The organism is Pseudomonas entomophila (assembly GCF_023277925.1).
In the GTDB taxonomy this organism is placed as follows: domain Bacteria; phylum Pseudomonadota; class Gammaproteobacteria; order Pseudomonadales; family Pseudomonadaceae; genus Aquipseudomonas; species Aquipseudomonas entomophila_D.
Window position 1 is genome coordinate 3,057,685 of sequence record NZ_CP063832.1, and the last position, 14,457, is coordinate 3,072,141.

Consider the following 14,457-nt stretch of genomic DNA (forward strand, 5'->3'; position numbering starts at 1 on the left):
CATTGAACGAGGGGCGCCCCGCGCCCCTTTCAGCCACATGACCTGCCCATTACAGATCGGTTATCTGCGCGGATTCGCTCGCCACATGTCGTAACATCGCTGCGCTTGACCCTGATACAGCTACAGGGTTGAGAATCGCCGCCTTTCTTCCGACCGAGCCCAACCATGCGCCTACTGATCATCGAGGACGAACCCCGTACCGCCGACTACCTGCAGCAAGGGCTGCGTGAGAACGGCTACGTGGTCGACTGCGCCCACACCGGCACCGACGGCCTGCACCTGGCCCGCCAGCAGCCCTACGACCTGGTGATCCTCGACGTCAACCTGCCCGAACTAGACGGCTGGGGCGTGCTGCAGCGCCTGCGCGCCGAATCGTCCACGCGGATCATGATGCTCACCGCCCACGGTCGCCTGGCCGACCGGGTCAAGGGCCTTGACCTGGGCGCCGATGACTACCTGCTCAAGCCTTTCGAGTTCCCCGAACTGCTGGCACGTATCCGCAGCCTGCTGCGGCGCAACGACCAGCACCTGCAGCCCAGCACCCTGAAAGTCGCCGACCTGGAGCTCGACCCCGGCCGCCATCGCGCCTGGCGCGGTGGCCAGCGCATCGACCTGACCGCCAAAGAGTTCGCCTTGCTGCACCTGCTGATGCGCCAGAGCGGCGAGGTGCTGTCGCGCACCCAGATCATCTCGCTGGTATGGGACATGAACTTCGATTGCGACACCAACGTGGTCGAAGTGTCGATCCGCCGCCTGCGAGCGAAGATCGACGACCCCTTCGAGGACAAGCTGATCCACACCCTGCGCGGCGTCGGCTATGTGCTCGAGGCCCGCCCTTGAAACTGTCCCTGCGCCTGGGCCTGACCGTCACCCTGCTGGGCGCGGCGCTGGTGCTGCTACTGGCCTGCCTGGCGGTATTCGCCCTCGACCACGAACTGGACAGCCGCGCGCGCAAGGACCTGGCGCGCAAGATGCTGCAGGTCGAGCACAACCTGCGGGTCGACCTGCGCAGCGACGACCTGGGCACCCGCGCCCACCCGCTGCTCGACCTGGTGATGGGCCATGACAACCTCAGCCTCAGCGTGATGGCCGTCAATGCGCGCCACCCGGCCCTGATCAGCCTCGGCCCGGCGATGCAGTCACAGCATCTTCTGACGCTGGAAGCCGACACCCGGTTGACCTTCCATGAATGGCGAGATGCAGACGGCAACCAGATCCTCACCGCCAGCAGCCTGATGCGCCTGCGCGACGACACTCCGGTCAAGGTACTGATGTCGCTCAATCGCGACGACGACAATGCGCTGCTGCAGGCGTACCTCAACTCCACCCTGCTGGCCCTGCCGTTGCTGCTGGTGCTGATCGGCATCGCCGCGTGGAAGCTGGTGCAGCGCGGCCTGCGCCCCCTGCGGCACTTCCGTCGCATCGCCGGCCAGGTATCGGCTCAAGACCTGGGTCATCGCCTGCCCGACAGCGACCTGCCCGTGGAACTGGCCGACCTGGCCCGGGCGATAAACGTCATGCTCGACCGCCTCGACCAGGGGGTGCGCCAGTTGTCACAGTTTTCCGACGACCTGGCCCATGAACTGCGTACCCCGATCGGCAACCTGATGGGCAAGGCCCAGGTGACACTGGCCCGCGAGCGCGATGGCGAGCGCTACCGCGAGGCGCTGGAGGACAGCGTCGAGGAGCTCACCCGGCTCAACCGCATCATCAACGACATGCTGTTCCTCGCCCAAGTCAGCCAGCCGCAGACGCAGGTAGCGCTGTTGCCCGTGGCGCTGGCCGACGAAGTCGCGCGGGTGAGCGAGTTGTTTGCGTTCAGTGCCGAGCTCAAGGACATCACCTTGGCGCTCCAGGGTTGGGGGACGGCCCTGGTTGATCGGCTGATGTTCCAGCGGGCACTGTCAAACCTGCTGAGCAATGCCCTGCGCCACAGCCCGGACGGTCAGCCGGTGGTGGTGGGCATCGAGCGGCGGGGGAATGAAGTGGCGGTCTGGGTCGAAAACCAGGGGACTGGAATCGCCGAGACGCACCTGCCACACCTGTTCGAACGGTTCTACAGGGCTAGCACCGGGCGTTCGCGGCTGGAAGGCGGGACCGGATTGGGGTTGGCGATCGTGAAGTCGATCATGCAGCTGCATGGCGGGCGGGTCGAGGTAAGCAGCCAAGTCGAAGGGCCGACCCGATTCACCCTGGTGTTCAAAGCCGAATAGGCAGGTTCGCCGGCAAGCCGGCTCCTACAGTGGGAATTGCACACGCCCGTAGGAGCCGGCTTGCCGGCGAACAAGGTCAGCGCGAAGCCGCGACGATCAGCGCTTTCATCTCCGCTACCGCCGCCTTGAAACCGACGAACAGCGCGTGAGCCACCAGCGCATGGCCGATGTTCAGTTCGTTGATACCCTTGATCGCCGCTACAGCCTCGACGTTGTGGTAATGCAGGCCGTGCCCGGCGTTGACGATCAGGCCCTGCCCCACGCCAAACGCGACGCCATCGACGATACGCTTGAGCTCTTCAGCCACATCAGTCGGGGTTTCGGCATCGGCATAACGCCCGGTGTGCAACTCGATGGCCGGGGCACCAACACGACGCGAAGCCTCGATCTGCCGCTCGTCAGCATCGATGAACAGCGACACCTCGGCGCCCGTGCGCGACAGGCGCTCCACCGCCGCCTTGATCCGTGCCTCCTGGCCGGCCACGTCCAGGCCACCTTCGGTGGTCAGTTCCTGGCGGGTTTCCGGCACCAGGCAGATATGCGCCGGGCGAATCTTCTCGGCAAACGCCATCATCTCCTCGGTGACGCCCATCTCGAAGTTCATGCGGGTCTGCAGCACGTCCTTAAGCAGCAATACGTCGCGCTCCTGGATGTGTCGACGGTCTTCGCGCAGGTGCACGGTGATGCCGTCGGCACCCGCTTCCTCGGCATCCAGCGCGGCTTTGACCGGGTCCGGATAGCGGGTGCCCCGGGCCTGGCGCAGGGTCGCCACGTGGTCGATGTTGACACCGAGAAGCATGCGGTTGCTGTGAGTCACGAAAGGGCTCTCCTGAAGATTGAGGCCCACAGCATACGTCGTGCTCAGCGCTTGCGAAACAGTTCCCGGCTGACCAGCGGCTTTGTTCCCAGGTGCACCGCCAATGCCTGGCGCATCAGGCGCTTGGCCGCCAGCAAGGCGCCCGGCGCGTCCCAGTCGGCCTCGGCCAGCGCCAGCAGCTCGCTGCCCTTGAACAATCCGGGCTGGAACAGCTCGACCCGTTCCAGCCCGGCGTCGACTCGCAGGCGGTAGAGGCCGTCGGCAACCACATCTGCGTCATTGACGTCCCGGCTCAGGGAGAAGGCGTACCCCAGTTCATCCAGCAGGCGCCATTCGAACGAGCGCAGCAACGGCTCCAATGGCCGCCCGGCAGCCAAGGCTTGCAAGGTCAGGGTGTAGTGGTCGAACAGCGCGGGATACGGCGCTTCCGCCGGCAGCAGGCGCATCAGCAGCTCGTTGAGGTACAGGCCGCTGAACAGCGCGTCGCCATGCAGCCAGGCGGCGATGCCGGTGCTGTCGAGGCGCCCGACGTTCTTCAGCTCACCACGCCCGCGCAGCTCCACTTCCAGAGGCACGAACGGCCTTACCAGGCTGCCGCCCTTGCCCCGCGCCCGACGCAGCACCGCCCGCACCCGGCCCTGGGGGGTGAGGAAGTCCACCAGCGCGCTGGTTTCCTTGTAGGCGCGGCTGTGCAGCACGAAGGCGGGTTGTGGGGCTGGTTGTTCCATGACGATCTCTGAACCCGGGTTTGACGCAGCCACTGCAGGAGCGGCCTTCAGCCGCGATAGGGCTGCGCAGCAGCCCCAAGATCTCGACTGCTACGTGGATCCTGGGGCCGCTTCGCGCCCCTATCGCGGCTGAAGGCCGCTCCTACAGAGAAAGTGCGTGGGCTTACAGGTCGCCGTAACCCAGCGAACGCAGGGCGCGCTCGTCGTCGGACCAGCCGCCCTTCACCTTCACCCACAGGTTGAGCATCACCTTGGCGTCGAACAGCGTCTCCATGTCCTTGCGTGCGTCGGAGCCGATGCGTTTGATGCGCTCGCCCTTGTCGCCGATGATGATCTTCTTCTGGCCATCACGCTCGACCAGGATCAGCGCATGGATGTGCAGCACATGCCCCTGCTGCTTGAATTCCTCGATCTCCACGGTGATCTGGTAAGGGAGTTCCGCACCCAGCTGGCGCATGATCTTCTCACGCACCAGCTCTGCGGCAAGGAAGCGGCTGCTGCGGTCGGTGATCTGGTCTTCCGGGAAGAAGTGCTCGTTCTCCGGCAGATCCTTGGCGATCAGCGCTTCCAGCGCTTCGAGATTATGGCCCTGCTGCGCGGAGATCGGCACGATCTGCGCGTTCGGCAGCTGCTGTTGCAGCCACTGCAGGTGCGGGATCAGCTCGGCCTTCTCGTCCATGCGGTCGGTCTTGTTGACCGCCAGGATCACCGGGCCGGTTACGTACTGCACGCGCTCGAGCACCAACTGGTCCTCGTCGGTCCAGCGGGTGCGGTCGACCACGAAAATCACCACGTCGACGTCTTTCAAGGCCGCCGAGGCATTGCGGTTCATGTAGCGGTTGAGCGCTTTGTCGTTCGCTTTGTGCATGCCCGGCGTATCGACGTAGATCGCCTGCACGTCACCCTCGGTCTTGATACCGAGCATGTTGTGGCGGGTGGTCTGCGGCTTGCGCGAAGTAATCGCCAGCTTCTGCCCAAGGATGTGGTTGAGCAGCGTCGACTTGCCGACGTTGGGGCGGCCGACGATGGCGACGTAGCCGCAACGGGTCGAAGTGTTCTCAGTCATTGCCATTCTCCACGCCCAGGGCGATCAGTGCGGCAGCGGCGGCGACTTGCTCGGCGATACGCCGGCTCACGCCCTGCCCACGGCTTTTCTTGTTCAGCAGGACCACTTCGCATTCAACGAAGAAGGTCCGGCAGTGCGGTTCGCCCTGGATGTCCACCACTTCGTAACGGGGCAGCTCGCAGGCACGCGACTGCAGGAACTCCTGCAGGCGGGTCTTGGGGTCTTTATTGGTGTCGACCAGGGTGAGGCCATCGAATTCGTCGGTCAACCAGGCCAGGATACGCTCGCGCGCAGTCTGCATGTCGGCATCCTGGTAGATCGCACCGATCAGGGCTTCCAGGGCATCGGCCAGAATGGACTCACGGCGGAAACCGCCACTCTTGAGCTCACCCGACCCCAGGCGCAGGTAGTCGCCCAGGTCGAAGCCACGGGCCAGGCGCGCCAGCGTCTCGCCTTTGACCAGGCGTGCGCGCAGGCGCGACAGCTGGCCCTCGCGAGCCTGCGGGAAGCGCTCGAACAGCGCTTCGCCGACCACGAAATTGAGGATGGCATCGCCGAGGAATTCCAGGCGCTCGTTGTTGCGCCCGGCATAGCTGCGATGGGTCAGGGCCAGCAGCATCTGGTCCTGATTCTTGAAGGTATAGCCGAGCTTGCGCTCCAGGCGGTCAAGGGAAGCACTCATGGGGCCACCCCTACAATGTTCAACGCGTTGTTCAAATCAACATCCTGAAAGACGGTGTGGCTGTGATCTGACGCCGGAAACGGCGAAATCTCTCGCTCCCTGAGAACACAGCCTATGTCAGAAATGCAATCGGCGCCGTCCGTGGACAGCGCCGTCGATGCTCAATGGATCAGGCCGACCCGCGACAGGTTCGGAAGGTGGCTCAGCTTGGGCTCCGGCCAGCTCATCCAGACCGCGAACGCCTTGCCGACGATGTTCCGGTCCGGAACCATGCCGTGCAGTTCCTTGGGAATGTTCGGATCATCCCAGAAACGGCTGTCGTTGGAGTTGTCGCGGTTGTCACCCATCATGAAGTAGTGACCGGCCGGCACGGTCCACTGCTGGTCCGGCGGCATGCGGTAGCGGGTCATTTCCTTGCGGATCAGGTGCTCGGCTTCGCCGAGTTTCTCCTTGTACAGCTCAGCGCTGCCCAGGGTGCCCGGCTCGCTGCCGACCAGTTGCTCGGCGATCGGCTGGCCATTGACGAACAGGCGCTTGTCGCTGGTGTAGCGCACCTGGTCGCCCGGCAGGCCGACCACACGCTTGATGTAGTTGACGTTCGGGTCGCTTGGGTAGCGGAACACCATCACATCCCCGCGCTGCGGATCCCCCACCTCGATGACCTTCTTGTCGATCACCGGCAGGCGAATACCATAGGAGAACTTGTTCACCAGGATGAAGTCGCCCACTTCCAGCGTCGGTTTCATCGAACCCGACGGGATCTGGAACGGCTCGACCAGGAACGAGCGCAGCACCAGCACGATGAACAGCACCGGGAAGAACGACTTGCCGTATTCAACCAGCAAGGGTTCCTTGTTCAGGCGTTCGACCACGGCCAGCTCGGGCTGGCTGACGCTGCCCTGGTAGTTGGTGATCGCCGCCCGCCGGCGCGGGGCCAGGAACAGCAGGTCGATCAGCCCCAACAGGCCACAGACAGCGACGGCGATGACAAGCAACAGCGGGAAATTTAGCGACATAGGACCTAGCTATCCAACCTGAGCACGGCGAGGAAGGCTTCCTGTGGAATCTCCACGTTACCCACCTGTTTCATGCGTTTCTTACCGGCCTTCTGCTTCTCCAGCAGCTTCTTCTTACGGCTGACATCGCCACCGTAGCACTTGGCCAGTACGTTCTTTCTGAGCGCCTTGACGGTTGTCCGCGCGATGATCTGGCCGCCAATGGCTGCCTGGATCGCCACGTCGAACATCTGCCGAGGGATCAGTTCCTTCATCTTTTCGGTCAACGCACGGCCTTTGTAGGCGGCGTTGTCGCGGTGCACGATCAGGGCCAGGGCATCGACCTTGTCACCGTTGATCAGCACGTCCAGCTTGACCAGGTTGGCCGACTGGTAGCGATCGAAATGATAGTCCAGCGAGGCGTAACCGCGGCTGGTCGATTTCAGGCGGTCGAAGAAGTCCAGGACCACTTCGTTCATCGGCAGGTCATAGCGCACCTGCACCTGGCTACCAAGGAACTGCATGTCGCGCTGCACGCCACGCTTCTCGATGCACAGGGTGATGACGTTGCCCAGGTGCTCCTGGGGTACCAGGATGGTCGCGGTGACGATCGGTTCGCGGAAATCGTTGACCGCCGAGACGTCCGGCAGCTTCGACGGGTTGTCGACAGTGATGGTCTCGCCGGTCTTGAGCTCGAGCTCGTAGATCACGCTCGGGGCAGTGGTGATCAGGTCCAGGTCGTATTCGCGCTCCAGGCGCTCCTGGATGATCTCCATGTGCAGCATGCCGAGGAAGCCGCAGCGGAAGCCAAAGCCCAGTGCATCGGAGCTTTCCGGCATGTATTGCAGCGACGAGTCGTTCAGCGTCAGCTTCTGCAGCGCGTCGCGGAAGTCTTCGAAGTCGTCGGAGCTGACCGGGAACAGGCCGGCGTAGACCTGCGGCTGGATTTTCTTGAACCCTGGCAGCACTTCGACTTCAGGGGTGTTCGACAGCGTCAGGGTGTCACCCACTGGCGCGCCGTGAATGTCCTTGATGCTGGCAATGATGAAGCCTACTTCGCCGGCTTTCAAATCAGCGGTTTGCGTGTGTTTCGGGGTGAACACACCGACGCTGTCGACCAGGTGCACCTTGCCGGTGGACTTGACCAGGATCTTGTCGCCCTTCTTGACCCGGCCCTGGCGCACGCGCACCAGCGAGACCACGCCCAGGTAGTTGTCGAACCAGGAGTCGATGATCAGCGCCTGCAGCGGCGCGTCGATCTCGCCCTCCGGCGCGGGAATGGTGTGTACCAGGCGCTCGAGCACTTCGTCGACGCCCATGCCACTCTTGGCACTGCAGGCCACCGCATCAGTGGCGTCGATGCCGATGATTTTCTCGATCTCGTCCTTGACGCGGTCCGGGTCGGCCTGGGGCAGGTCCATCTTGTTCAGCACGGGCATGACTTCCAGCCCCTGCTCGATGGCGGTGTAGCAGTTGGCGACCGACTGCGCCTCGACGCCCTGGCCGGCGTCGACCACCAGCAGCGCACCCTCGCACGCCGCCAGCGAACGCGAGACTTCGTAGGTGAAGTCGACGTGGCCGGGGGTGTCGATGAAGTTCAGTTGATAAGTCTTACCATCCTGCGCCTTGTAGTGCAGCGTGACGCTGTGGGCCTTGATGGTGATCCCGCGTTCGCGCTCCAGGTCCATGGAATCGAGGACCTGGGCTTCCATTTCGCGCGCCGTCAGGCCACCGCACATCTGGATGAAACGGTCGGCCAGCGTCGACTTGCCATGGTCGATGTGGGCGATGATGGAGAAATTGCGGATATGACTCAAATCACTCACGGGTCAACACTCGAAAAGGCTGCGAGCCGGACGCCCGCCGAAAAATAGCCGGGAATTGTACCTCAAGCTGCGGGGATATGGGAGATTCCTCGATCAGCTGGCACCCGCGATCTGGGCAGTTGACTGATGGTGCCAGTACCGGCCCCTTCGCCGGCAAGCCGGCGCCTATAGGGCCTGTGGCTTATCGCAAGCCCCTGTAGGAGCCGGCGTGTCGCCGAAAGAGCCAGCAAACTGCCTTATGAATTCCCATGAAAAAAGGCAGCCGAAGCTGCCTTTTCCTACTTCAGAACCCGTTTACTCAGCCAATTTGAAGGTAATGAAGCTTGCACGCCCCTGGCGCAGCACGCGCATGGACACCGAACGATTCTTCGGCAGTTCCTTGGCGATCTCGGTGAACTGCTTGGCCGAGGCGATGGCCTGGTTGTTCAGGTGACTGATGACATCGCCCGGACGTAGGCCGATCAGTGCGGCGGGGCCGTCCTGGACTTCCTTGATGACCACGCCGCCCTTGAGCTCCAGCGACTTCTTCTGCTCGACGCTCAGGTCGGCCACGGACACACCCAAACGGTTGCTGCTGCGCTCGGCGCTGCCGTCGCCGCCCAGGCCTGCGCCGATGTCGGCATCATCTTCCGGCAACGCGCCGATGGTGATGTCGAGGTTCTGGCGCTTGCCATTGCGGATGATCTCAAGCTTGGCCTTCTCGCCATCCTTGAGGCTGCCAACCAGGTGAGGCAGGTCAGCGGACATGACGATCGGCTGGCCGTTCATACTGAGAATCACGTCACCCACCTGCAGGCCGCCCTTGGCTGCCGGGCCGTTGTCCAGGACCTGGGCCACCAGGGCGCCGGCCGGCTTGTCCAGGCCGAACGATTCGGCGAGGTCCTTGTTGACCTCCTGGATCACCACACCCAGCCAGCCGCGGCTGACCTTGCCGTCTTTTTTCAGTTGGTTCGACACGTCGATCGCCACGTCGATCGGGATGGCGAACGACAGGCCCATGAAGCCACCGGAACGGGTGAAGATCTGCGAGTTGATACCCACCACCTCGCCCTTCATGTTGAACAGCGGGCCACCAGAGTTGCCTGGATTGATGGCCACGTCGGTCTGGATGAACGGGACATAGGTGTCATTGGGCAGGGTGCGGCCCTTGGCGCTGACGATACCCTTGGTCACCGAATGGTCGAAGCCGAACGGCGAGCCGATGGCCAGCACCCACTCACCGACTTTCAACTTCTCGGAGTCCCCCAGCTTGACGGTCGGCAGGTTCTTGCCCTCGACCTTGAGCAGGGCCACGTCGGTGCGCGGGTCGGTGCCGACCAGTTTGGCCTGAAGCTCGCTGCGGTCGGACAGGCGGACGATGATCTCGTCGGCGTCGGCCACCACATGGTTGTTGGTCAACACATAGCCGTCGTCAGAGATGATGAAGCCCGAACCCAGTGACTGCGCCTCACGCTGGCGGTCGCCACGGGGCGAACGCGGCTGCTGCGGCATGTTGCGTTCGAAGAACTCGCGGAACATCGGCGGCAGCCCTTCGAGGTCGGGCATCTGCCCGGCGGCGACGCGGCGGTCCGGCAGCTTCTGCTTGGTACTGATGTTGACCACCGCCGGTGAGGCCTGCTCGACCAGGGTGGTGAAGTCCGGCAGGGACTCCTCGGCCTGGGCGCTGAGCACCTGGCCGAGCATGAGCACGGCGGCGAACATCGAGAGATAGGTTTTCAAGCGTGGTATAGACATACGGCTCCCGTCACAACGAGCGTAGTTAGCAGTAAGGTCCCTGCAGAAGCAGGAAAGGCCAGACTCCGAGAAGCCTGACCTATAGAAAATTTGCGCCTGGATTGCAAATGACAATGCTTTAATTTCATGTCAGCTCTGTGTAACAAGAGCTGTCAGAGGGCGCGCCGTCATTGACGCGCCTGGGCATCCTGGGCCCGCATCGACAGGGCGACACGCTCGGCGGTGCCTAGAGGGATCTCGCCGACCACGGTAACCATAACCTTGCCCTTGGGCGTGGTCAGGCGACGAGATACCGCCACGGTCGGCCCGAGCTGCGTACGGATGTCGTTACCGCCACTTTCGCTGATCGGTTCGAGGAACACCGAGAACCGCGCCAGGCCATCATCGTACATCAGGCTGCTGACCGTGCTCTTGCGATCCGGATCACGACGCACGGCACTGCTGATCAACTCGAAACCTGGCGGCAGCCAATCGGAACGCCAGCCGGCGACCGCTTCGGATGAAGTGCTCGCGACATGCCCCACAGGCTTGCACGCCGCGCTGGCGCTGAGGTCGGCGTCAGTCGGCAAGTCGTCGGTATCCAGGCGGGTCATCTGGAAGCGCTCGAGCAACTGGCCCTTGTCGTTGAGCATCAAAGAACGCAGGGGCAAGCCGGTGCGACGGTCCAGATGCAGTTCGAAAGCATATCGGTGCTGGTCGCGCGGGGTGAGCGTCACGATTACCGCGTCGCGGTCGGCGACACGGGACTTGCCGGCCACGCTCAAGTCATACCAGCCCATCAATTTCAGAGGATCGAGTACACGCGGCGCGGAGTCGGGTGGTGAACCCACTCCACTGGCCAAAGCGCCGCTGACACATTGCACCTTGCCATCGACCCGAACAATTTCCTGGGCAGCGCCATCGAGCTGCAACAACCGCTCACTGACCTTGCCGTCGCGGACGCGATGCCAGATATCGTGGGTGGAGAAGCTGCCATTGCGTTCGTAGACGAAGGCGCCCTGGTAACTCTGCTCTTGTTCAGCTCGTGCCAGCTTGTTCAGCCACTCGCTCGCTTCAGGCGAAGAGTTGGCCGCCAGGGCCTGCACCGTCAGGCTGCTGCCGAGCAGCAGCGTCAGGAGAGGTAGCGCGCGCATGATCCTCCTTACTTAGCGGTTTTCCAGGCTGGCGGCGCGGGCGTAAGGGAGTGCAGTCTCATTACCCTTGAGTGCCGATTCCTGGGCATGCTGACGCAGATAGCCCGGCAGGCGCTGATCCCAGCCGGCCTGGTTCTGCAGGACACCGTTGGCCATCGGGCCAGTCGGTTGTTCGCTGCTTTCACTATAGCCTGCCAGAACGGCGGGGCCTTGGGTCTGAGGCATGCTCAGGCCTTGCTGTACAGGCTGCTGTGCAGCCAGTTCGGCACCGGTGATTTCGTCCTGGTTGTAGAAGCGCACGCCTGCCAGCACGGCAACGGTTACCGAAGCCGCCACGGCCAGGCGGCCGATGCTGCGCCACGGGCCTTGCTTGACCTTTACTGGCACAGCCTCGTCGGCCAGCGCCGCGGACACCGCCGAGGCGATATCCAGCTTGGGCAGCAGCAGTTCCTTGTGCATCGCCGCGCGAGCGACCTGGTAACGCGACCAGGTGGCACGGGTTTCGGCATCTTCCGCGGCGTTAAGCACGCGACGCAGTTCAAGCTCGTCCGCTTCGTTATCCATCACCGCGGACAGCGATTCCTGCAAAGCTTCACGACTCATGGCGGTTCCTCTCTTGGCTGTCGCCGCTGTCTCAGGATTCCTGCAACAACGGTTGCAGGGCTTTATCTATGGCCTCCCGAGCGCGAAAAATTCGAGAGCGCACGGTACCCACCGGACATTGCATGACACTGGCAATGTCTTCGTAACTCAGACCATCGAACTCGCGCAGGGTCAGTGCGGTGCGCAAATCTTCCGGCAGTTGCTGGATGGTGCGATGGACGGTGCCTTCGATTTCATCCCGCAACAACGAGCGCTCTGGGGACTCGAGATCCTTGAGACCATGATCGCCGTCGTAAAACTCCGCATCCTCGGAGCTCACATCGCTGTCAGGTGGCCGTCTTCCACGGGACACCAGATAGTTCTTCGCCGTGTTGATGGCGATGCGGTACAGCCAGGTATAAAACGCACTGTCACCGCGAAAATTGCCGAGCGCCCGGTATGCCTTGATAAAGGCTTCCTGCGCCACGTCCTGCGCTTCATGGGTGTCGTGAACGAAACGCACGATCAACCCGAGAATCTTGTGCTGGTACTTCAACACCAACAGATCGAACGCTCGCCTGTCGCCGCGCTGCACGCGCTCGACAAGCTGCTGATCCTCTTCCTGGGTTAGCATGAACACTCCTCAATGAACTCGAAGGAGCGTTGCGACAGCCATCGTTCAGGCTTGCAAACATAGACTCGGGCTTTGCGCAAAAGTTCTCCCCTCCAAGCAAGTTTCCTGCGGCCCTCGGTCGGCTCGCACGAAAGACGCGGCGCGGTCACGGCCGGCAGCGTCGATAATCTGGTTTCATACACGCAGGTGTCAGCCCGGGATAGAGCTGCCGCCGTGCGTCGCCGCGACAAAATGTGGCGTGCGGGCAGCCTTCATAGGATTTGCGGCACCGCCGGAAAGTTCCCCGGAACGTCGCCATTGCTCCGCAAGCGCCATTGGAAATCAGGCACCCGGGGCTGCTATAAAGGCATCCCCGGCCAGGTTTCACGATAGTTTCACAATGCCATCTGCGCTCGACTATTGTGCCGTGCCCCCTCCAAAGATTACTAGTGTCCCGACATGAGCAAACAATTCCAACATGATGTCCTGGTGATCGGTAGTGGTGCCGCCGGTCTCAGCCTGGCACTGAACCTCCCTGGCCACCTGCGCATCGCCGTGCTGAGCAAGGGCGACCTGGCCAACGGTTCGACCTTCTGGGCTCAGGGCGGTGTCGCCGCGGTGCTCGACGACACCGACACCGTACAATCCCATGTCGAAGACACCCTCAACGCCGGAGGCGGCCTGTGCCACGAGGACGCGGTGCGCTTCACCGTCGAGCACAGCCGCGAAGCCATTCAATGGTTGATCGAGCAAGGCGTGCCGTTCACCCGCGACGAACACTACAGCGTCGACGACGGCGGTTTCGAGTTCCACCTGACCCGCGAGGGCGGCCACAGTCATCGGCGCATCATCCATGCCGCCGACGCCACGGGCGCGGCGATTTTCACCACCCTGCTGGAACAGGCGCGCCAGCGCTCGAATATCGATCTGCTCGAACAGCGGGTGGCGGTCGATTTGATCACCGAGCGGCGCCTGGGCCTGGAAGGCGAACGTTGCCTGGGCGCCTATGTACTGGATCGCAACACTGGCGAAGTCGACACCTTCGGTGCACGCTTCACCGTGCTGGCCACAGGCGGCGCGGCCAAAGTGTACCTCTATACCAGCAACCCCGACGGCGCTTGCGGCGATGGCATCGCCATGGCCTGGCGCGCTGGCTGCCGGGTGGCGAACCTGGAGTTCAACCAGTTCCACCCGACCTGCCTGTACCACCCGCAGGCCAAGAGTTTCCTGATCACCGAAGCCCTGCGCGGCGAAGGCGCCCTGCTGCGCCTGCCCAACGGCGAGCGTTTCATGCCGCGCTTCGACCCCCGTGAAGAGCTCGCGCCACGGGATATCGTCGCCCGCGCCATCGACCATGAAATGAAGCGCCTGGGCGTGGACTGCGTGTACCTGGACATCAGCCACAAGCCTGCCGACTTCATCAAGAGCCACTTCCCCACCGTCTACGAGCGCTGCCTCACGTTTGGTATCGACATAACCCGCCAGCCGATCCCGGTGGTGCCTGCGGCGCACTACACCTGCGGCGGGGTCATGGTCGATGACCGTGGCCATACGGACGTACCGGGGCTGTACGCGATCGGCGAGACCAGCTTCACCGGCCTGCATGGCGCCAACCGCATGGCCAGCAACTCGCTGCTCGAGTGTTTCGTCTACGGCCGCGCCGCCGCCACCGACATCGTGGCCCACCTGGAGCAGGTCGCCATGCCCCGCGCACTGCCCTGCTGGGATGCCAGCCAGGTCACTGACTCGGATGAAGACGTGATCATCGCGCACAACTGGGACGAGCTGCGGCGTTTCATGTGGGACTATGTGGGGATCGTTCGCACCAGCAAGCGCCTGCAACGCGCCGAGCACCGGGTACGCATGCTACTGGGCGAGATCGACGAGTTCTACAGCAACTACAAGGTCAGCCGCGACCTGATCGAACTGCGTAACCTGGCGCAGGTGGCCGAGCTGATGATCCGTTCAGCGATGCAGCGCAAGGAAAGCCGTGGGCTGCATTACACGCTGGATTATCCGGGAATGCTGCCCGAGGCCAGGGACACGATCCTCAGCCCGTGATGAACGC

13 protein-coding genes are annotated in these 14,457 nt (G+C 63.1%); 3 read left to right on the top strand and 10 right to left on the bottom strand.

Annotated features, from left to right (window positions below; translation table 11 throughout):
* Positions 1–165 precede the first annotated feature (165 nt).
* Together IM733_RS13460 and IM733_RS13465 are read left to right on the top strand one after the other, a co-directional pair.
* Positions 166–840, top strand: coding sequence for a heavy metal response regulator transcription factor (locus IM733_RS13460; RefSeq protein ID WP_011535343.1), 675 nt, complete (start codon positions 166–168; stop codon positions 838–840).
* Positions 837–2,213: a heavy metal sensor histidine kinase gene (locus tag IM733_RS13465; RefSeq protein ID WP_248917134.1), complete on the top strand. Its 1,377-nt coding sequence runs from the start codon at positions 837–839 to the stop codon at positions 2,211–2,213. Before IM733_RS13460 ends, IM733_RS13465 begins: the two co-directional genes overlap by 4 nt.
* Positions 2,214–2,289: 76 nt before the next feature.
* Here the strand turns inward: IM733_RS13465 and pdxJ are convergent, their stop codons facing one another.
* The 10 genes from pdxJ to rpoE all read right to left on the bottom strand — a co-directional run bounded on the left by pdxJ (position 2,290) and on the right by rpoE (position 12,410).
* The gene (gene pdxJ, locus IM733_RS13470) at positions 2,290–3,012 is read right to left on the bottom strand and encodes a pyridoxine 5'-phosphate synthase (RefSeq protein ID WP_432760424.1); all 723 of its coding nucleotides are present in this window, start codon (positions 3,010–3,012) and stop codon (positions 2,290–2,292) included.
* 62 nt (positions 3,013–3,074) lie between these two features.
* Positions 3,075–3,758 carry a DNA repair protein RecO gene (recO, locus tag IM733_RS13475; protein ID WP_248917136.1) on the bottom strand — a complete coding sequence of 228 codons (684 nt, stop codon included), beginning with the start codon at positions 3,756–3,758 and terminating at the stop codon, positions 3,075–3,077.
* Between the two features lie 163 nt (positions 3,759–3,921).
* Positions 3,922–4,824, bottom strand: a complete 903-nt coding sequence (gene era, locus IM733_RS13480) for a GTPase Era (RefSeq protein ID WP_248917137.1) — start codon at positions 4,822–4,824, stop codon at positions 3,922–3,924.
* The gene (rnc, locus tag IM733_RS13485) at positions 4,817–5,506 is read right to left on the bottom strand and encodes a ribonuclease III (protein ID WP_011535348.1); all 690 of its coding nucleotides are present in this window, start codon (positions 5,504–5,506) and stop codon (positions 4,817–4,819) included. Before rnc ends, era begins: the two co-directional genes overlap by 8 nt.
* 161 nt (positions 5,507–5,667) lie before the next feature.
* A complete protein-coding gene (gene lepB, locus IM733_RS13490; protein ID WP_248917138.1) occupies positions 5,668–6,522 on the bottom strand; it encodes a signal peptidase I in 855 nt (284 codons plus the stop codon).
* Between the two features lie 5 nt (positions 6,523–6,527).
* A complete protein-coding gene (lepA, locus tag IM733_RS13495; RefSeq protein WP_248917139.1) occupies positions 6,528–8,327 on the bottom strand; it encodes a translation elongation factor 4 in 1,800 nt (599 codons plus the stop codon).
* Positions 8,328–8,621: 294 nt separating this feature from the next.
* Entirely contained in the window at positions 8,622–10,028 is a 1,407-nt protein-coding gene (locus IM733_RS13500) for a DegQ family serine endoprotease (RefSeq protein WP_432760425.1), read from the bottom strand.
* 200 nt (positions 10,029–10,228) lie between these two features.
* Entirely contained in the window at positions 10,229–11,194 is a 966-nt protein-coding gene (locus IM733_RS13505) for a MucB/RseB C-terminal domain-containing protein (RefSeq protein WP_248917141.1), read from the bottom strand.
* Positions 11,195–11,206: 12 nt separating this feature from the next.
* Positions 11,207–11,797: a sigma-E factor negative regulatory protein gene (locus tag IM733_RS13510; RefSeq protein WP_248917142.1), complete on the bottom strand. Its 591-nt coding sequence runs from the start codon at positions 11,795–11,797 to the stop codon at positions 11,207–11,209.
* 31 nt (positions 11,798–11,828) lie between these two features.
* Positions 11,829–12,410 carry an RNA polymerase sigma factor RpoE gene (gene rpoE, locus IM733_RS13515; RefSeq protein ID WP_011535354.1) on the bottom strand — a complete coding sequence of 194 codons (582 nt, stop codon included), beginning with the start codon at positions 12,408–12,410 and terminating at the stop codon, positions 11,829–11,831.
* A 438-nt stretch (positions 12,411–12,848) separates the two neighbouring features.
* On the opposite strand from rpoE, the gene nadB reads away from it, so the two are divergent.
* Positions 12,849–14,450, top strand: coding sequence for an L-aspartate oxidase (gene nadB, locus IM733_RS13520; RefSeq protein ID WP_248917143.1), 1,602 nt, complete (start codon positions 12,849–12,851; stop codon positions 14,448–14,450).
* Positions 14,451–14,457: the final 7 nt, after the last annotated feature.

Excerpts from the sequence above, each read along its gene's own strand:
- rnc (WP_011535348.1), bottom strand. The coding sequence starts at position 5,506 with ATGAGTGCTTCCCTTGACCGCCTGGAGCGCAAGCTCGGCTATACCTTC.
- nadB (WP_248917143.1), top strand. The coding sequence starts at position 12,849 with ATGAGCAAACAATTCCAACATGATGTCCTGGTGATCGGTAGTGGTGCC.
- IM733_RS13500 (WP_432760425.1), bottom strand. The coding sequence starts at position 10,028 with ATGTTCGCCGCCGTGCTCATGCTCGGCCAGGTGCTCAGCGCCCAGGCC.
- recO (WP_248917136.1), bottom strand. The coding sequence starts at position 3,758 with ATGGAACAACCAGCCCCACAACCCGCCTTCGTGCTGCACAGCCGCGCC.
- rpoE (WP_011535354.1), bottom strand. The coding sequence starts at position 12,410 with ATGCTAACCCAGGAAGAGGATCAGCAGCTTGTCGAGCGCGTGCAGCGC.
- era (WP_248917137.1), bottom strand. The coding sequence starts at position 4,824 with ATGACTGAGAACACTTCGACCCGTTGCGGCTACGTCGCCATCGTCGGC.
- pdxJ (WP_432760424.1), bottom strand. The coding sequence starts at position 3,012 with ATGCTTCTCGGTGTCAACATCGACCACGTGGCGACCCTGCGCCAGGCC.
- IM733_RS13460 (WP_011535343.1), top strand. The coding sequence starts at position 166 with ATGCGCCTACTGATCATCGAGGACGAACCCCGTACCGCCGACTACCTG.
- lepB (WP_248917138.1), bottom strand. The coding sequence starts at position 6,522 with ATGTCGCTAAATTTCCCGCTGTTGCTTGTCATCGCCGTCGCTGTCTGT.
- IM733_RS13505 (WP_248917141.1), bottom strand. The coding sequence starts at position 11,194 with ATGCGCGCGCTACCTCTCCTGACGCTGCTGCTCGGCAGCAGCCTGACG.
- IM733_RS13510 (WP_248917142.1), bottom strand. The coding sequence starts at position 11,797 with ATGAGTCGTGAAGCTTTGCAGGAATCGCTGTCCGCGGTGATGGATAAC.